The following is a 15,761-nucleotide window of genomic DNA, read 5'->3' as shown; positions in this document are numbered from 1 at the left end:
CAAATTGTTGCATCGACCTAAGATGGCGCAATGCAAAACGCCGTGGCACAGGCCACGGCGTTTTGGGTGACCGCAAAGTATCAGTGGGCAAACAACGAATTGCCCTTCTGCCCCGCCAGCTTCTCCGGCTTGATCAGGAACCGCGCCAGCGCCGGCAACAGCCACAGCGCGCCGAACATGTTCCACAGCAGCATGAAGGTCAACATCAGGCCCATGTCAGCCTGGAACTTGATGGCCGAGAAAATCCAGGTTGCCACGCCAATCGCCAGGCACAGGCCGGTGAACAGCACGGCTTTACCGGTGGACTTGAGGGTCTGGTAATAGGCTTCCTGCAACGGTAACCCAGCCCGCAAGAAACTTTCCAGGCGGCTGTAGATGTAGATGCCGTAGTCCACGCCAATCCCCACGCCCAGGGCCACCACCGGCAGGGTTGCAACCTTGACGCCGATGCCCATGAACGCCATCAGCGCGTTGCCCAGCACCGAGGTCAATACCAGCGGCAGGACGATGCACAGGGTCGCCGCCCAGGAACGGAAGGTAATCATGCACATGGTTGCCACGCACAGGTAGACCAGGATCAGGATGGTCAGCTCGGATTCTTTGATCACCTCGTTGGTGGCCGCCTCGATCCCGGCGTTACCGGCGGCGAGGATGAATTCCAGGCCGTCCTTGTTGTTCTCCTTGGCGAAGTCCTGCACCGCATGCACCGCGCGGTCGAGGGTTTCGGCCTTGTGGTCGTTGAGGAACACCAGCACGGGCGCAAGCGAGCACGTGTTGTTGTACAGGCCATCGGCGCGGGCAATGGAATTGTTCAGCACGTCGGGGTTACGCGACAGGGTTTCCCATTTCAGGTTGCCCTCGTTCATGCCCTTGATCATCTGCTTGGATACGGTCACCAGGGAGATCGCCGACTGCACGCCCTCGGTGTTCTGCATCTTCCACATCAACTGGTCGATGGGCGCCATGGCCTCATAGCGCGAACAGCCCTCAGCCTTGGTCTTGACCATTACCACCAGCACGTCGGAGCTGGTGGAGTAGTTGCTGATGATGAAGTTGTTGTCCTTGTTGTAGCGCGAATCCGGACGCAGTTCCGGTGCGCCCTGGTCGAGATCGCCGATTTTCAGGTTCTGGCTGTACCAGAGGCCGCCACCAAAGGCGATCAGCGCCAGGAAGATCGACACCGGGGCCACTTTGGGGCTGGCGAATTTCGACAGCAGGCGCCAGAAAGCATGCTCGCGGATCGCGTCCTTCTTGCTGCGCTCGATGGCGCGTTTGCTGATGCCGACGTAGGAAATCGCTACCGGCAGCAAGATCAAGTTAGTGAATACGATTACCGCCACACCGACCGACGCGCCAATGGCCAGTTCGCGAATCACCCCGATATCAATGATCAGTAAGGTGATAAAGCCCACCGCATCGGCAAGGATCGCGATCATCCCCGGCAGGAACAGTTGACGGAACGTACGGCGGGCGGCGGTCAGGGCGTTGTCGGCATCGCTCGATTGCTGGGCGATACCGTTGATCTTCTGTACACCGTGGGAAATACCGATGGCGAAAATCAGGAACGGCACCAGCATCGAGTAGGGATCAAGCCCAAAACCCAGGGCATGCATCAGCCCCAGTTGCCAGACCACCGCCACCAACGTGGTGATCAATACCGCGATGGTGCTGCGGATACACCAGGTGAACCAGTACAACAGCACCAGGGTGATGACGAAGGCGATGCCGAAGAACAGCACCACCATGATCAGGCCATCGATCAGGTCGCCGACTTTCTTGGCGAAGCCGACGATATGGATTTGGACGTTGGGGTTCTGTTCCTGGAACTTGGTGCGGATCTTGTCTTCAAGCTCGTGGGAAAACTTCTGGTAGTCCAGAGCCAGCAGCTTGCCCTGATCAGCCGGGTCCGGGTAGGACTCCATCAACGGGATATCGACGATGCTCGACTTGAAATCGTTGGACACCAGGCGCCCGACCTGGCCGGACTTGAGCACGTTATTGCGCAACTGGTCGAGGCTTTGGGGGGAGCCGTTGTAGCTTTGCGGGATCACTTCGCCACCGGCAAAACCCTCTTCGGTCACTTCGGTCCAGCGTACGCTGGGGCTCCACAGGGACTTGAGGCCGGAGCGGTCGACGCCGGAGATGTAGAACACCTCGTCGTTGATCTGACGCAGGGTCTCCATGTACTCCTTGGAGAAGATGTCGCCGTCCTTGGCCTCCACCGAGATCCGTACCGTGTTGCCCAGGTTCGCCAGGTCGTTACGGTGCTCCATCATCTTCTCGATGAAGGGGTGCTTGAGGGGGATCATTTTTTCGAAGCTGGTGGATGGCCGGATTAGCGTCGCCTGCCAGAACAGGAAGATGCTGACCAGCAGGCAGATGACGATCACTGCCGGGCGGTTGTTGAAAATCAGGCGCTCCAGAAACGTCGCCTTATCGTTGTGATGACTGCTCATGTAGATCCCCGCCTTCTTATTATTTTGCCTGGGCTTGCTGGGTCAGCTCAGCGCCGGTTGCCGTGGCCGCGCGAACGCCGCCCTGCCCCACCAGAATCAAGTTGCCATTACCCGCCGCCGTAACCGCCGATAACGAAATGCGGTCCGGGCGATTGAATACGCTGAAGGTCAGGCCATCGTCGTGGCTCACCACTACGCTGCCACCGTTGCCGACCACCACCAATGAGCCATCGTCCAGCAGGGTCGCGCCTGACAAGCCGAACTCCAGGGCGCCACGGGCGGCCTTCAACTCCACCGGCTCCCAGGTGCTGCCAAAATCCGTGGACCGAAACAGGTTGCCGCGCAAGCCGTAGGCCAGCAGGGTCTGCGGCTGCGCGGTGCCGATCACACCAAACAGCGAGCCCTCATAGGGGCCTTCGAGTTTTTCCCAGGTTTGCCCGTCGTCGCTGGAGCGGAACATGCTGCCCTGCTCGCCGACGATAAACAGGCCGGCGTCTTTGACAAACGCGATGGCGTTGAGGTGGTACTGGTCTTCGTTGTCCAGGCGGTCACTGACGTCGTGCCAGTCCTTGCCGCCATCGGTGGTCTCGATCAGCGCGCCATAGGCGCCCACGGCAAAACCATGATTGGCGTCGTTGAACCAGACATCCAGCAACGGTGCTTCACGGGTCAGGTCTTCAAATTGTTGGGTCCAGGTCGCACCGGCGTCAGTCGTGGCGAGGATCTTGGCGTCATGACCGACTGCCCAGCCGTGCTGGTCATCGGCAAAAAATACCGCGGTGAGCAGTTGGCGGGTCGGCACCTTGGCCTGGGTCCAGGTGGCACCCTTGTCGTCGGAATAGAGAATGTGCCCGCGATCACCCACCGCCACCAGGCGCTTGCCTGCGTGGGCGACGTCAATCATCAGGCCTTTGGCGGCCTTGGCCGATTCAATGGCAAACACCGCCGGGGCGGCGGTGTCGGTTGCAGCCTGGGCGACGGTCGACAACGCGACTGCCCCCAGCAGCGAGAGCGCTGTGGCCAGCAACGCGACCTTTCGCGACGCTCGCGGGCGGCAAAAAACCTCACCCATGACAGGCTCACTCATAGACCTTTCTCCCATTTATTATTGTTAGGTCGTATCGCCTTCCGGGGCTTCCTGGGCCAGGACATCGTCCTGAAACCTGCAATCTAGAGCCACTTGAGGAAGCAGGGGTCATCCTAGCGGGCTTTCGAATCGTCTGACAATCGGCGCTACGTTATGTTTTGTTAACTAGAGGCCTTTTGCCTGCGAGCTGAATATAGCTGCATTCGTAACAATGATGCGCCCCCCCTCGCCACAGAGAATATTTTCGCAGCAGAAAATGAATTTTTTATTCCACATGTTGATATTTGTGAATATTTATTCCATTAATGACATCCCTGAAAACAATAATCCAAAAGGACCACGGCCATGCACGAACTCGGAATAGGCCTGATCGGCACAGGCTTTATGGGCCGTGCCCACGCGTTGGCGTTCAACAACGCTCGCGCGGTATTTGACTTGCCGGTCACCCTCAGGCTTGCGGCCCTGGCCGATGCCGACACCGACCGCGCCCAGCGTTGCGCCACGGCCTGGGGATTTGCCCAGGCACACGGCGACTGGCAGCAGTTGATCAATGATCCAAAAGTGGACGTGGTCGCCATCACTACCCCCAATCACCTGCACTACCCCATGGCCATGGCTGCCCTGGCGGCGGGCAAGGCTGTGTATTGCGAAAAACCCCTGGCGGTCAGCCTGGAACAAGCCGATGCCATGCGTCGTGCCGCCAACCAGGCCGCAGTGGTAACGCGGGTGGGCTACAACTATCAGCACAACCCGATGATCGCCCTGGCGCGGCAGATGATCGACAACGGCGAGTTGGGGGAGATCATCAGCTTCCAGGGCGAATTTTGCGAAGACTTCATGGCCGACCCGGCGTCGCCTTGGTCATGGCGCTGCGAAGTGGAACATGCCGGTGGCGCCCTGGCGGACCTGGGCAGTCATTTGCTGGCGATGGCGCGGTACTTGGTGGGCGATGTACAAAGCGTCTGTGCCGACACCCAGACCGTGCATGCTCGGCGTCCAGCCAGTGCCGGTAGCGCAGACCTGCGCCAGATTGCGGTAGACGATCAGGTCCACGCCCTGCTGCGCTTTGCCAATGGCGCTCGTGGGACGATCAGCAGCAGTTGGCTCAAGCACGGCTACAAGAACCACTTGAGTTTCGAGATCAGCGGCACCCGAGGGACGCTGGCGTTTGATCAAGAGCGGTTGAATGAACTGCAGCTGTTTCGTGTCGGCCAAGAAGGTTTCCAGCGTTTATTGGCCGGCCCTTCCCTGCCCGGCTATGCGGCGTTCAGCCCGGCGGCGGGGCATCAGCTGGGGTACAACGAGCTCAAGACGCTGGAAGTGCATGAGTTGATTATGGCGCTGGCAGGCCAAGGTGCTGCCGGCACTGACTTTGACGCAGCGTGGCAAGTGGAGCGGCTGGCGACGGCGATTCGGTTGGCGGCGCGGGAAGAACGCTGGGTGAAAATAAGCGAAGTCTGACACCCTCGCAGCTGTCGAGCCCTGAAACCGAGTTGCCCCTGACCCCGGCAGTAGCACAGGGAACAACGCTTGGGCCGTTGCGTTCAACCACGGAAGAACGCTACACGTCCTGACATCGCGAGCGAAAGAGGGACACCGGGGTCAATAAACGAAATAGCCTTTGCGCGGGCACGGTCCAGAGGCGGCCGATCCCTGCGACGCTTGTCGATTGCCTTCACTTAGCTCATCCTTTGACACATCTGTTGCCTGAAGGGCGACGATTTTTTCGAATGGAATCGAGCCCACTGATGCTGCGAATTACCGCTTTGCCTGCCGCCATGATTGGAGCCCTGCTCTGCCTGACCGGCAACCTCGCCGGCGCCGCCAGCAGCCCGACATTCCCTGATGCAGCGGCCAGCGATCCGGCCACACTCAAGTGGATGGTCGGCGCACCACCGCCGCCGGACCGGACCCTGCGTTTTGAAGACGGCAGCTGTTTTCGCTTCCCGGCAAGGATATCCAGCGAGGCGGCGACAAACAGGCGTTTGCCCAGGCAGGTTATGGGCAGTTGAAAGGCTGGAGTTATCACTCCATGTGGTGGGTGAGCCACAACCCGAATGGCGCCTTCATGGCACGGGGCGTCCATGGCCAGAGCATTTAAATTGATCCCAAGGCCGAGATGGTCATTGTCCGCTACGCCTCCCACCCCATCGCCGGCAATGCCGCCAACGATGGCGTGACCTTGCCTGCCTTTGAAGGGATGGCGCGCTTCTTGATGGCGCAGCCCCGATATTGAGAGCATATAATGGCTTTTTGGAACCAAATCCCACCCGATCAGGTCATGAGCTTCACAGCCCCATAAACCAACAGGCCGCCGTCGAAATGAATCGAGTCGGCGACCAGCCATAGATTTTCGGGAGGGGGCATGCCAGCCTCCCCTGCGCCCTCAAGGAGATGTATTAAACATGCAAGGCAGGCTTTCAAATCGTGCACGACCGCTGTGTCTCACTGCAGTGCTATGGTTGTGTGGGGTAGCATTACTGTTTTTGATCAAGGCCGTTATCGAATCGGTAGACGGGCCCATCGGCGAAACCTGGATTGACTTGACCCTGGTGCTGGCTGCCTATCTGTTTTTCTTTTTACTCGCCCCCCTGCAAAACTGGATTTCGCACCGGTCACGCAAACGAGAAAGACACAAAAACCGCTCACATCAAACCTCGGAATAAGGTTTAACAACCTGTTCACCCTGGAGTAGATCCTTGTCCCAACCTGGCGAAAACCACCAGCGTGCCCTGGATATTTTTTTGGACGCGCGACCCGAACTACGCGCCGAACTGGACACCTTGAATCCGTTGGCCGCCCAGGCCAAGAAGGAAACAATGGCGCAGTACCGCGCCGAGCGCTTGCATGAGGCATTTGAAGCAGAGGCAGAACGCCAGGGCCTGTTTTCCTGGGAACTGACGCTGCAACTGGTCGCACACTCACCCCAGGAGTTCGAGGCCCAGCGCCTGGAAGTCCACAGGGAAGTCGCCCAGATGGCAGGCATGAGCTGGGATGAATACTGTCAACTCCACGGGCTTGCTGGTTGACAGGCTCAGCTGGCATGGCTGTTGAACCAGCGACGAATCCGGGAGGGATCGCGGCGCATGACCTCTCGCAACTCGGCAACCGTCATGGTTCTTTGGTGTGGGTCAACCGCCAACGCCGCACGCAATGCCGGCCAACAGTACCGGGGGAGTTGCCTGGGTGCAGGCAATCGCTCGCTGGAGCACTGAGTCAGCACGCCTTGAAAAGGCCGCAGCCCCTGCGCCAGCTCATAGAGTAAGCACGCCACCGCGTAGAGGTCGGCACTCGCTGAAAGGGGGGCGCCGTCCAGCAACTCCGGCGCGGCATAGGCCGGCGTCCAGGCATTGAAACGACTGAGACTCAAGCCAGGCAAACCTGCCGACACCTGCGCGGCGGCCTGGCCGAGACCAAAATCAAACAGTCGCAGCCCCTCCTCCCCGACCATGACATTGCCCGGCTTCACATCGCCATGTAACACGCCTTGCTGGTGGGTGTAACGCAGCGCATCCAGCAACTCCAGAGCGATGGGCTGCAGTTCACACCATGGCAATCCGCTCGGACGCTCAACCAGTAACCGATCCAGCGTCATGCCTTTCATCAGCTCCATGGTGAAGAACGCTATTTGGCAACCAGCATCCACTTCGAACGAAAAAGCCCGGATCACCCGCTCATGCCGCAAGCAACGGGTCAGGGCAAACTCGCTGTAGAGCAGCAAGTGAGCATCCGTCGAGCGGGACAATGTTTCGCCCAGTACCTTGAGCGCCACGTGAGAACTCGTTTCTCCAAATTGCTCGTGGAGCAGATCCCGGGCGCGATAGACAACGCCCATGCCGCCAACGCCCAATACCCGCTCGATACGATATCGCCCTGCCAGCAAGGAAGGTAGGCCGTCCGCACCTGTCGGGTTCAGTACCGTGCCGGCCGCAGGTTTGGCAAAGGCAAGGCGTGTCAACGGTGCCTCGGCATCTGGCGTGCCGAGCACCTCCTGCGATTTTTCAATCATGGCTGAATGACCACGGCCGTCACGTTATCCCTGGCGTTACCGCGCATCACACCTTCGAACAACCGATCCAACACCAACGTTGGCGTTGCCAGGCTCAAGGCACAGCCCAGCTCGGCATGATTGAGTTCCTGGTACAACCCGTCACTGCACAGCAGAAAAACATCACCCGGCCTGGTTTTGAGCTCCAGCACGCCAAGGATCAATGGCTCGCCCGCGCCGATTGCCTGGGTCAGGGCATTGGCGTTCGGGTGGACTCGGGCCTGCTCAGGACTAAAGTGCTGCTCATCGATCAACTGCTCCAACAGAGAGTGGTCCCGAGACAGCTGGTACAACACCTGCTTCCTCCACAGGTAGCAGCGACTGTCACCAGCCCAGATGCAGGCGACGCGGTCGCCCTCAAGCAACAACGCCACCACCGTGCTGCCCATGATGAGATCAGCACCGTGGTCGGTCACCGTCAACTCCTGGCTCAACCGCCGGTTCAGCCATTGCAGGCAACGCCGAATGCCCTTGAGACGCTCGTCGAAACTGCCGCGCCCAGGCAGCGTGGCCAGGCTGCTGACCACCCATTGGCTGGCAACATCCCCCGCCAGATGGCCGCCCATTCCATCCGCCACCGCCCAGCAACCCAGTTGCGGACAATCGAGAAAGGCATCCTCGTTGCGCGGCCTGATTTTTCCACAGTCCGTACGCCCGGCGCTGCGCCAGCGCATCCCTATATGGTTCACAACTGCTCCGGTATACGAAAGGTGCGCCATGCACTGATATCAAACGGGTTGGGCATACGCTGGCTGGTCAGCAGGTAATTGGCACGCAGCCCCCCAAGGTCAGCCTTGAGTACCTGTGCATCCCGTCCGTTAAAGGGTTCGTCTTGCATCAGGTCGAACAGACGAAACAACGACCATGGGCCGGTGTTTTTTTCGATGCCCAGTGCCCGCTCTGCGCCTCGCTCCAGCACCAGGCTGCTGCGTCCGTCTTCAGCTTCGCTCGGCCACTGGAAAACCATCGGTAAGATCGGACCATGGCGATACTCCATCTGCTGCCCACCGAACCGCAAGATTGCACGGCTCACCGTTGGGTCAAGGCTGTACGGTGCAAGGGTAAAACGTACCTGGGGCTCGCCCAGGTCATCGGCAAAAAAACTCTTGCGAATCACCTGCACCTTTACCAGTTGATCCAGCAGCGCCCGAGACATCGGCAAACTGCGGCCGTCCAGATTGCGCAGCTTATAGTGGCCGCCATCGCCACTGACAAAGGGCCGAAGATAGTCGTCGAAGAACCGTACCATCACCCCCTGCGCCTTGAAGAACTCACGAAAGTCGTTGAGGGCAACGTCGCTGCTGGCGTGGGCGTTAAACGGATAACGGTGTTTGATTGCCTTGGCGTAAAACCCGTACACCTCACTTTGGTAGCGCTGATTCAGGTGACGATAAGCATCGTCGAGCACGCGGCGCCAACTGTCATCGGCCAAACCATCAAGCCAGCCGTTCAGTGGCGCCGGCAAACGTACCGTCACGTTACGCAAGTTACCCAGGGCATCCTGTTGTCCCTGCATGCGTCGCTTGACCATCTGGAATGCCGCCTGCTCCGACTGACCCTCCCGGTTCAGCGTGGCCATCTGCAGGTGCAACTCGTTGAGCGATTGCAGCGCCTGGTTCAACTGCGTCCCCGGATTCTGCTGATCGTCGAGCAGTTGGTGCAGGGATTCGAAGCGACGTTTCAGCGCCCGTCGAGCGGTGTCGGGCAACCCGTCCTGAACACTGCCCAATGCCGCCTGGGCAATCAACCCAGGCGCGCCTGCCTGTCCAGGCAGGCTACTGGCGAAGTTACCCAGAGGGTCTTCAGGCATCGGAAAACGAGTGTTTTCCCGAACCTGTTGCAACAGCTGCAACAACGGTGAGTGGGCTGAGGTCAGGCTCGCCAACTGCTCGGCACCTTGTTTGGCGGTGTCGGTATCTCGCAGACGAATCCGGCCAAGTGCCTCGCTCCAGGCTTGGGCGTATTCGCTGAAATAACGCTGTTCCAGTTCGACCATCAATCGCCGCAAGCCCATGGCACTGAGTTCAGTGCCCTCCCCCAATACCCAGTTATCCCGCACGATGGTGCCCACCATCCGCGCGCCCTGCACCGTGAAATACCGAAGGTAACCCTGCTGCGTGAAAAAACCGGGGATTGGCTGGTCGATCCCGGAAAACACCCGTTCCTGGGGGTCCAGATGCTGGCTCAAGCGATAGGGTTCAAGACTGCCGGCCTGCTCACGCAGCACTCGATACACCACGCTGGCCAATGACTCGCCCCGCAGCACCTGACGCGCCTGGGCTACCAACTCGTCATTGAGCGGCGCCACGAAGGGCTGTTCGAGCAATCGCACCATATGCCGATTCAAGCGATGCTGTACCGACGTATCGTCGGCATAACGCACCGACCATTGGTCCGCCAGCCGATCTGCCAACCAATCCGAATCACGACGCTCGCGCAGATTGAGCATCAGGTACGCCCGCAGGCTGTGCAACAGCAACTCACGATCCTGCAAGCTGGTGCGCACCTGCTCTTCAAGTATCTCGCGGACCTGTGACAGGAGTAGATGTTGCAGCGCCTGTTGGTACGCCTCCTCCAGTACTGGACGACTGCTGTCGCCTTGATACAAACCAACCTGCTCTAGCCACCTCGCCTGCCCTTGGCGCGGGAAAACCTGAGTGGCGGCCAGGCGACTGTCTAACAAGGGCAGTATCGCCAGGACGTCATCCGCCGGCGCCTGTAACGGTTGCCGAGCCAGATCACGCAGCTGCTCCAGTTGCTGGTGATTGACAGAATAGCTCTGCATCCACAGCAAGCCCGCCCCACCGAAGACCATCAGCGCAGCAAGGGCCAGCATGCGCTGGCGTCTCCGGATTCGACCCAGCTCAAGGCTGTCGAGGCCGACCAGGTCAGTCTCGGAAAAAACTACCCGGCGGAACAAGCCCTGGATGAAGCGCGAGCGTTCTGCGGCCGTTTCAGGACGGTCACCGGCGCTGGTCAAGTAAAAGCCCTGCAATGAGTTGGCACACTGATAGCGATGAACGGAAAAAGCCAACTCGATGTACAGGCACAGGCGCTCGCCCATCCGAGCCACCTGTTGAGGAAAATCAAGCATCCGGCCACGGCGTTCGGCATTACGCTCTTGGTGCAGACGCTGGATTAGCTCACCGCTCAAACGTTGGAGCAACGCTTCGAACCTCTGGCGCACCTGGGCGATATCGCTCCCTCCCTTGCCGGGGACAAACCGCTCACCCAGTACAGCATCGCCACCCTCGCCCTCCAGCCTATCGAAAAACTCGATAAACCCCGGCAATCGGTCAGCCTGAGTCAGCACCAGATAGACCGGCAGTTCGACATGCAAAGCCTGCTGAATATCCTGCAAACGGCTATTGACCTGACGCGCCAAAATGCCCAGTTCGTGTTCGCTGCCATTGAGCAGTGTGTCCACTGACAGGGTCACCAATACCCCATTGAGTGGACTAGCGCGTCGGCGAGTTTTCAACAGGTTGAGCAAGGTCGACCAGCCACCGCCGTCGACCGCAGTGTCAGCCTGAGTCAGGTAACGCGCCGGGACGTCGACCAATACGCCTTCGTCGGCAAAATACCAATCACAATGGCGTGTTCCGCCAGCATCGCGCGAGGGCGCGAGATTGATCCGGTCGTGGGGCAACTGCAGTCCGCTGTTGTGCAGTAAGAGGGTCTTGCCACTGCCCGCATTTCCTATCAACAGGTACCAGGGCAAGTCGTTGCGCCAGCGCTCACTGCGTGAGCCATACCGTGGGGAAGTCTTGAGGGTGTGCAACGCCTCCTTGAAACAACCTCGCAGGCTTTTTTGCTCGTGCTCGACAAGACGCTTGTCCTGTCGCCGTTGCTCTCCTCCTTGTCGGGCGTCAAGTCGTTCCTGCCGAGCAAGGTTTCGCCAATTGGCGAAAACCATCGCCAAGCCCCACACCAGGAACAGGACGCTGATGGTCAGCAAACGAGAGGCCGATCCTTGCCAGAACCGGTAGTCGTCAACGGCCAGCAGCGGTCCGAAATACCACACCATCAACGCTACCAAGAGCACCACCAGCAGGCTCCAGAGCCAGGTCGTCGCCAGGATGACCGTAGCCCTCATGAAGAATTGTTTCATTCATCGCTCCCTGCGTTACCTGTACGCCCCAGTAATGCCGCTGGCGAGAGTTGATAAGGTTGCAACACGCTCTCGCGCTGCTCACTGAGCACCCAGGCAAACCCCGAATACATCATCACCAGGCAGGCCGTGACAAACACCACACCCCAAACTGGAGAAATCATGCGCACCACCTGGTGGCGTTTTTCGCGGTGTGGTTGCAGAGGACCGGTATCCCGGGGCGCATCACCGCGCACATGCCTGATCTGTCGATACAAGGCATCCCGGACACCGTCCAGCTGGAGCAAACCGCGCTCCATGACACGAAACTTGCCCTCAAACCCAAGGGCCAGGCACAAGTACATCAACTCCAGCATTGCCAAGTGCTTGACCGGGTCTCTGGAGAGTCGCTCAAGCAGCTGGAAAAACTTCTCGCCGCCGAACGTCTCGTTATGAAAGCTGCTCAACAAGCTCACTTTCGACCAATCGCTTTGGCTGCCCCACGACGTGGTCACCACCGCTTCGTCGACCACACTGCACAGCACGTAGCGCGCCGCCATGACTTGGCTGCTCTCGGCACCATCATGCTGGGCCCGTGCTTCGAAAAGCGTGACAGCAGTCGCCAGCCGATCATTAAGGGCATGGAGGTTTTCCTGGGTCGCGCTGCACTTGAGCCGGACCACCTCGGACAGTAACTCCCAGGCTGCCGTCACCAGGATATTGAGCCCAAGGTCGAAGTTCTGCGCCCCCTGCAAACGAGCGGTGTAGATCATTCGGTCTTCCAGTTGCTCAAAACGTGGCGGTGATGCGAAGTCGGTTACCGGCCCCTGTGCCGGTCCATGCCCCTGGCGGTCAAGCAGAACAGTCTTCTCATCCTGTGAATGCTCCTTCTCCATCGTCATAGGTTCAGTTCCTGATAGCCCAGAATGTCAATTCAAGATCGGCAAATTCGCCGCTGACGTGAAAGGCAAACCCGCCCGAATGCTCCAACTGCGCCACATCGCGAGCACTGAGTTCGAGCATGAAATAGGTTTTGTTGGCATGGAATGGAATCTGCCGGGGGGCTACCGGCAACGGCTTGACCTTGATGCCAGCCAGGTGCAGGTTCACCAGTTCGCGAATCCGCTCCACGGGCCCGATCTTCAGGTGTGCCGGCAACCGGTGCCGCAGCTCTTCAGAGTCGCAGTGGGCACTGGCTGCCAAAATGAATGAGGACGAGCCCAGCACATTGAGATCACCGATCGGACACACCAACACTCCGTACTGACGCGGCTGCAACACCAGCTCAATGGCATGCTGCTCAAGCACCATGGACAGCACGGCCCGTATCGCATCCATCAAGCCACGGAAACTCGAACCCTGGTCGCTATGCTGGTAGCGCCCTTCAAGATGCGCACGCCGAGTGTCAGTGGAAAAGGTGCAGAGCTCGCCCAGTAGCGATAAAAAAGCCCGATACAGGGCTTCGGGGCTTACCTGGGTGAGCCCCAGATAGTGACGCAGGACCAATTCCGTACGGTTGATCAATTGCAACATCAAAAAATCACCCATCTGCGTCCCTGCGACCTTGCCACTGGCCCGAACGCGCTCGGCAATGGCATCGCCGCGGCTGGCCAGCAAACTGATCACTTCCTTGAGACAGGACAGCAGGTAACGCGACCCATGGAGGTGAATGAAGGTCGCCATAAAGTCCGTATCCAGACCGACCACGCCGCCTGCGGTGCAGTCCCGCACATGGGCAACCTTGAGCTTCACGTATGCCTGGTCGCCTTGCTCCTCCCCCAGCAGCAAGCGAAAGTTGGGAAGCCCGCAATTTATCTGGCAACGAGAGTCTTCGCCGGCGTTGGAGTCACCAACCTCTATCTCACACGAGGTGTAGCGCGCCAACACATCGGCCTGCTCCCCGCGACGGGTTTCCACATGGTTGCCCGTGACCAGCGGCAAGGCCAGATAGATCGCCTGCCCACCGCTGTTTGCCGGGACTTCCAGGACCAGGGGGTCGAGCGTACCGCTCACTTCAAACAGACTGCCGTCAGGCAGTATGCCGCTGGCTTGGCTGATCACCACCTTGCCCATATTGAGGTACTGCTGGTCGATTTCCAGGGTCAGGAACCCCCAGCAATGACTACCCAACAACTGGGTTCGGTGCTTGAGTTGCTGGTCGTAGTAACGATCGTTGTGCTGCAAGTGCTGAGGTCGCAGCAGCATGCCTTCCTGCCAAATGACTTTATGGATAGGCATGTCAGTCAACCTTGCCTGGGCGTGGCAGGGCAGATCGAATACCGGCCTGGTCCAGCACTAGTTCGGCGCGAGTCAGCGCCTGCCCGGTCACGGGCAGGACGTGGCGCCATTGTGCATGGGGCAGATCCCGATAAGCAGCCAGTACACCGACATAGCGGCTTGCAGGCTCGACACTGAGTTTAAGCACCACCTGCTCACCGGGTCGTAACTCCAACTCTTCGCTGTTCAGCAGGTCTTTCGGCAGGGTGTGTTCGGCACGACCATAAAGGCTGAAGAAGTCGGCATTCTCAAAGGCCACGGGGTGTCGAAGCGACATCAAGCGGACCACGATCGGCGACGGCCGGCCATGAAGATCCGGGTTGACCTGCTCGCTAGCCGTCAATGTCAGGTCCAGCTTGGTCAGCTTCGAGTAGGGGGAAACGCTGCTGCAACCGGGCAATAACCCCATCACGGCAAACAACAGAGAAACGGTGGCTCGTGACATGAACATCATCCTGGATAGGTGCTGTGAAGGGTTGAAATCAGACGGATCTGCTCCTCGTAGGTTTTTGCAAAGTCGTTGCCCAAGAGCCTCTCGCCCCAGCTGTCGTCCTCGATCAGCCGTTGGTAGTGGCGCTGGTAGGCTCGCCAATGCGCCCCGCTGGTGAGGAGTCGCGGCGGTTTGTCCTGACGCTCGAAGCAGCGGGTCAGATAGGCAGGTGCAAACAGTGCAAGAGCACCACGCGCCATAGCGCGACAGGCGGCCAGCAGAGCGACCTGATGCGCCTGAATATCCCGATAAGCCTGGGCGACTGCCAACTCGGCAGACAACTGACCAAGTTGGCCTACACCCAACAACACCTCCAGCGCGGCACCGGTATCAACACTGTCATTCAAGGGGTTCTGACTAGTGGACGGCGTGCAAGTGAGCGCAAAATTCAACTCATTTTTCAGCTCGCTGCAGGTGCGCAGGTTCTGTTGCACCCCCTCGACCGTCTGCCTGAGCAAACTCGCCGCCTTGATCGCCAGCGCCTCTCGCCCCTGCTCATCGAGATGGTCCAGCCCAATACCAAGCGCCTGGGAAACGCCAGCCCAAAACGCTTCATTACCCTTCGTCGTGACCACCGGTTGTGGATCTGGTGGAGCCTGAGGCGCAAGCTCCACCAACTCGGGCAGTATCAAATGTTGCCTATCCACCGTGCTGTCATCCGTCCAATTCCCGTACGCGCCGGCTGTCGTTCTCAGCGCAGCCCACTCATCAGAGGTTTCGTGGCTCAGTTGCTCGCGCTCGAATGCACGAACAGGGTCCAACTCAAGGAATGCGTCGTCAGGAATCAGGCTATCCGGGGTCACTTCCTGTGCGCTGGAGTTCGAGGAAGCGATCGACTCCACCAATTGCGCGCGAATATCAAACGGTCCCAACGCAAACACTGCGCCATGGGTAACAGGTCGCGCCTGTCCCTTGCGCAGGCGAGCACCGTTGCTCCCTACGCGAATGCCGTTGCTGCTGACGTCGGTCAGGAAGTACCGACCATCGCGATAGCTGACCAACGCGTGATGATTGGACAGCAGGCGGCTGGGATCGGGAATGATCCAGTCACAGCCGGCACCTCGGCCTATTACACCACCAGCGCCATTGAACGTTTTGCTCTGGGGCGACGCTGATGCGCCGTGCCCGGTATCGCAGACCTCAAATACCAATTGCATGTTTGTGCTCCTGGCTCACTGGCCGCGATGGAGGGCCTGCGGATCACCCAGCGGACGATAGTCGCCGTCGTCAAACACGTAATTTGCGTTACAACCGCCAAGAACGAACAACACAAGCACAACCGCTTGCCACCGATAAACAGGCATCAGGCATCT

The 15,761-nt window shown here is 59.2% G+C and carries 13 protein-coding genes and 1 pseudogene; 4 read left to right on the top strand and 10 right to left on the bottom strand.

Annotated features, from left to right (window positions below; genetic code table 11):
- Positions 1-80 precede the first annotated feature (80 nt).
- Both ACZRJ6_RS13655 and ACZRJ6_RS13650 read right to left on the bottom strand, forming a co-directional pair.
- Positions 81-2,456 carry an efflux RND transporter permease subunit gene (locus tag ACZRJ6_RS13655; protein WP_463968750.1) on the bottom strand — a complete coding sequence of 792 codons (2,376 nt, stop codon included), beginning with the start codon at positions 2,454-2,456 and terminating at the stop codon, positions 81-83.
- 19 nt (positions 2,457-2,475) lie between these two features.
- Positions 2,476-3,528: a WD40/YVTN/BNR-like repeat-containing protein gene (locus ACZRJ6_RS13650; RefSeq protein ID WP_463968883.1), complete on the bottom strand. Its 1,053-nt coding sequence runs from the start codon at positions 3,526-3,528 to the stop codon at positions 2,476-2,478.
- A gap of 360 nt (positions 3,529-3,888) precedes the next feature.
- Here ACZRJ6_RS13650 and ACZRJ6_RS13645 point away from each other — a divergent pair, with 360 nt between their 5' ends.
- The 4 genes and pseudogenes from ACZRJ6_RS13645 to ACZRJ6_RS13630 all read left to right on the top strand — a co-directional run bounded on the left by ACZRJ6_RS13645 (position 3,889) and on the right by ACZRJ6_RS13630 (position 6,572).
- Positions 3,889-5,004 carry a Gfo/Idh/MocA family protein gene (locus tag ACZRJ6_RS13645; RefSeq protein WP_463968751.1) on the top strand — a complete coding sequence of 372 codons (1,116 nt, stop codon included), beginning with the start codon at positions 3,889-3,891 and terminating at the stop codon, positions 5,002-5,004.
- Positions 5,005-5,291: 287 nt separating this feature from the next.
- Positions 5,292-5,555 carry a hypothetical protein gene (locus ACZRJ6_RS13640; protein ID WP_463968752.1) on the top strand — a complete coding sequence of 88 codons (264 nt, stop codon included), beginning with the start codon at positions 5,292-5,294 and terminating at the stop codon, positions 5,553-5,555.
- Positions 5,498-5,779, top strand: a pseudogene (locus ACZRJ6_RS13635) (6-aminohexanoate hydrolase); the annotation flags it as partial. The gene ACZRJ6_RS13640 and the pseudogene ACZRJ6_RS13635, both read left to right, overlap by 58 nt.
- 463 nt (positions 5,780-6,242) lie before the next feature.
- Positions 6,243-6,572, top strand: a complete 330-nt coding sequence (locus tag ACZRJ6_RS13630; protein WP_463968753.1) for a DUF6388 family protein — start codon at positions 6,243-6,245, stop codon at positions 6,570-6,572.
- A gap of 5 nt (positions 6,573-6,577) precedes the next feature.
- Here the strand turns inward: ACZRJ6_RS13630 and ACZRJ6_RS13625 are convergent, their stop codons facing one another.
- From ACZRJ6_RS13625 to ACZRJ6_RS13590, 8 genes are read right to left on the bottom strand one after another with little or no spacing between them, the layout of a single operon-like run.
- The gene (locus ACZRJ6_RS13625; RefSeq protein ID WP_463968754.1) at positions 6,578-7,552 is read right to left on the bottom strand and encodes a serine/threonine-protein kinase; all 975 of its coding nucleotides are present in this window, start codon (positions 7,550-7,552) and stop codon (positions 6,578-6,580) included.
- A complete protein-coding gene (locus tag ACZRJ6_RS13620; RefSeq protein WP_463968884.1) occupies positions 7,549-8,265 on the bottom strand; it encodes a PP2C family protein-serine/threonine phosphatase in 717 nt (238 codons plus the stop codon). The genes ACZRJ6_RS13625 and ACZRJ6_RS13620 overlap by 4 nt, the downstream gene beginning before the upstream one ends.
- A gap of 11 nt (positions 8,266-8,276) precedes the next feature.
- Positions 8,277-11,702, bottom strand: a complete 3,426-nt coding sequence (gene tssM / locus ACZRJ6_RS13615) for a type VI secretion system membrane subunit TssM (protein ID WP_463968755.1) — start codon at positions 11,700-11,702, stop codon at positions 8,277-8,279.
- Positions 11,699-12,583, bottom strand: a complete 885-nt coding sequence (icmH, locus tag ACZRJ6_RS13610; protein ID WP_463968756.1) for a type IVB secretion system protein IcmH/DotU — start codon at positions 12,581-12,583, stop codon at positions 11,699-11,701. The genes tssM and icmH overlap by 4 nt, the downstream gene beginning before the upstream one ends.
- 4 nt (positions 12,584-12,587) lie before the next feature.
- On the bottom strand, positions 12,588-13,919 hold the full coding sequence (gene tssK / locus ACZRJ6_RS13605; protein ID WP_463968757.1) for a type VI secretion system baseplate subunit TssK: 1,332 nt from the start codon (positions 13,917-13,919) through the stop codon (positions 12,588-12,590).
- A 1-nt stretch (position 13,920) separates the two neighbouring features.
- Positions 13,921-14,403, bottom strand: a complete 483-nt coding sequence (gene tssJ / locus ACZRJ6_RS13600; RefSeq protein ID WP_463968758.1) for a type VI secretion system lipoprotein TssJ — start codon at positions 14,401-14,403, stop codon at positions 13,921-13,923.
- Positions 14,404-14,408: 5 nt separating this feature from the next.
- Positions 14,409-15,605, bottom strand: a complete 1,197-nt coding sequence (tagH, locus tag ACZRJ6_RS13595) for a type VI secretion system-associated FHA domain protein TagH (protein ID WP_463968759.1) — start codon at positions 15,603-15,605, stop codon at positions 14,409-14,411.
- Between the two features lie 15 nt (positions 15,606-15,620).
- Complete coding sequence (locus ACZRJ6_RS13590; RefSeq protein WP_133101087.1) at positions 15,621-15,752, bottom strand: type VI secretion protein TagU; 132 nt, start codon at positions 15,750-15,752, stop codon at positions 15,621-15,623.
- Positions 15,753-15,761: the final 9 nt, after the last annotated feature.

The organism is Pseudomonas sp. C321, assembly GCF_055407105.1.
This window is presented reverse-complemented; position numbering and strand designations above follow the sequence as displayed.

Coding starts and splice junctions, on each gene's coding strand:
- ACZRJ6_RS13650 (WP_463968883.1), bottom strand. CDS start 3,528: ATGGGTGAGGTTTTTTGCCGCCCGCGAGCGTCGCGAAAGGTCGCGTTG.
- ACZRJ6_RS13645 (WP_463968751.1), top strand. CDS start 3,889: ATGCACGAACTCGGAATAGGCCTGATCGGCACAGGCTTTATGGGCCGT.
- ACZRJ6_RS13620 (WP_463968884.1), bottom strand. CDS start 8,265: ATGCGCTGGCGCAGCGCCGGGCGTACGGACTGTGGAAAAATCAGGCCG.
- ACZRJ6_RS13655 (WP_463968750.1), bottom strand. CDS start 2,456: ATGAGCAGTCATCACAACGATAAGGCGACGTTTCTGGAGCGCCTGATT.
- tssJ (WP_463968758.1), bottom strand. CDS start 14,403: ATGTCACGAGCCACCGTTTCTCTGTTGTTTGCCGTGATGGGGTTATTG.
- tssK (WP_463968757.1), bottom strand. CDS start 13,919: ATGCCTATCCATAAAGTCATTTGGCAGGAAGGCATGCTGCTGCGACCT.
- ACZRJ6_RS13590 (WP_133101087.1), bottom strand. CDS start 15,752: ATGCCTGTTTATCGGTGGCAAGCGGTTGTGCTTGTGTTGTTCGTTCTT.
- tssM (WP_463968755.1), bottom strand. CDS start 11,702: ATGAAACAATTCTTCATGAGGGCTACGGTCATCCTGGCGACGACCTGG.
- ACZRJ6_RS13640 (WP_463968752.1), top strand. CDS start 5,292: ATGCTGCGAATTACCGCTTTGCCTGCCGCCATGATTGGAGCCCTGCTC.
- ACZRJ6_RS13625 (WP_463968754.1), bottom strand. CDS start 7,552: ATGATTGAAAAATCGCAGGAGGTGCTCGGCACGCCAGATGCCGAGGCA.
- tagH (WP_463968759.1), bottom strand. CDS start 15,605: ATGCAATTGGTATTTGAGGTCTGCGATACCGGGCACGGCGCATCAGCG.
- icmH (WP_463968756.1), bottom strand. CDS start 12,583: ATGACGATGGAGAAGGAGCATTCACAGGATGAGAAGACTGTTCTGCTT.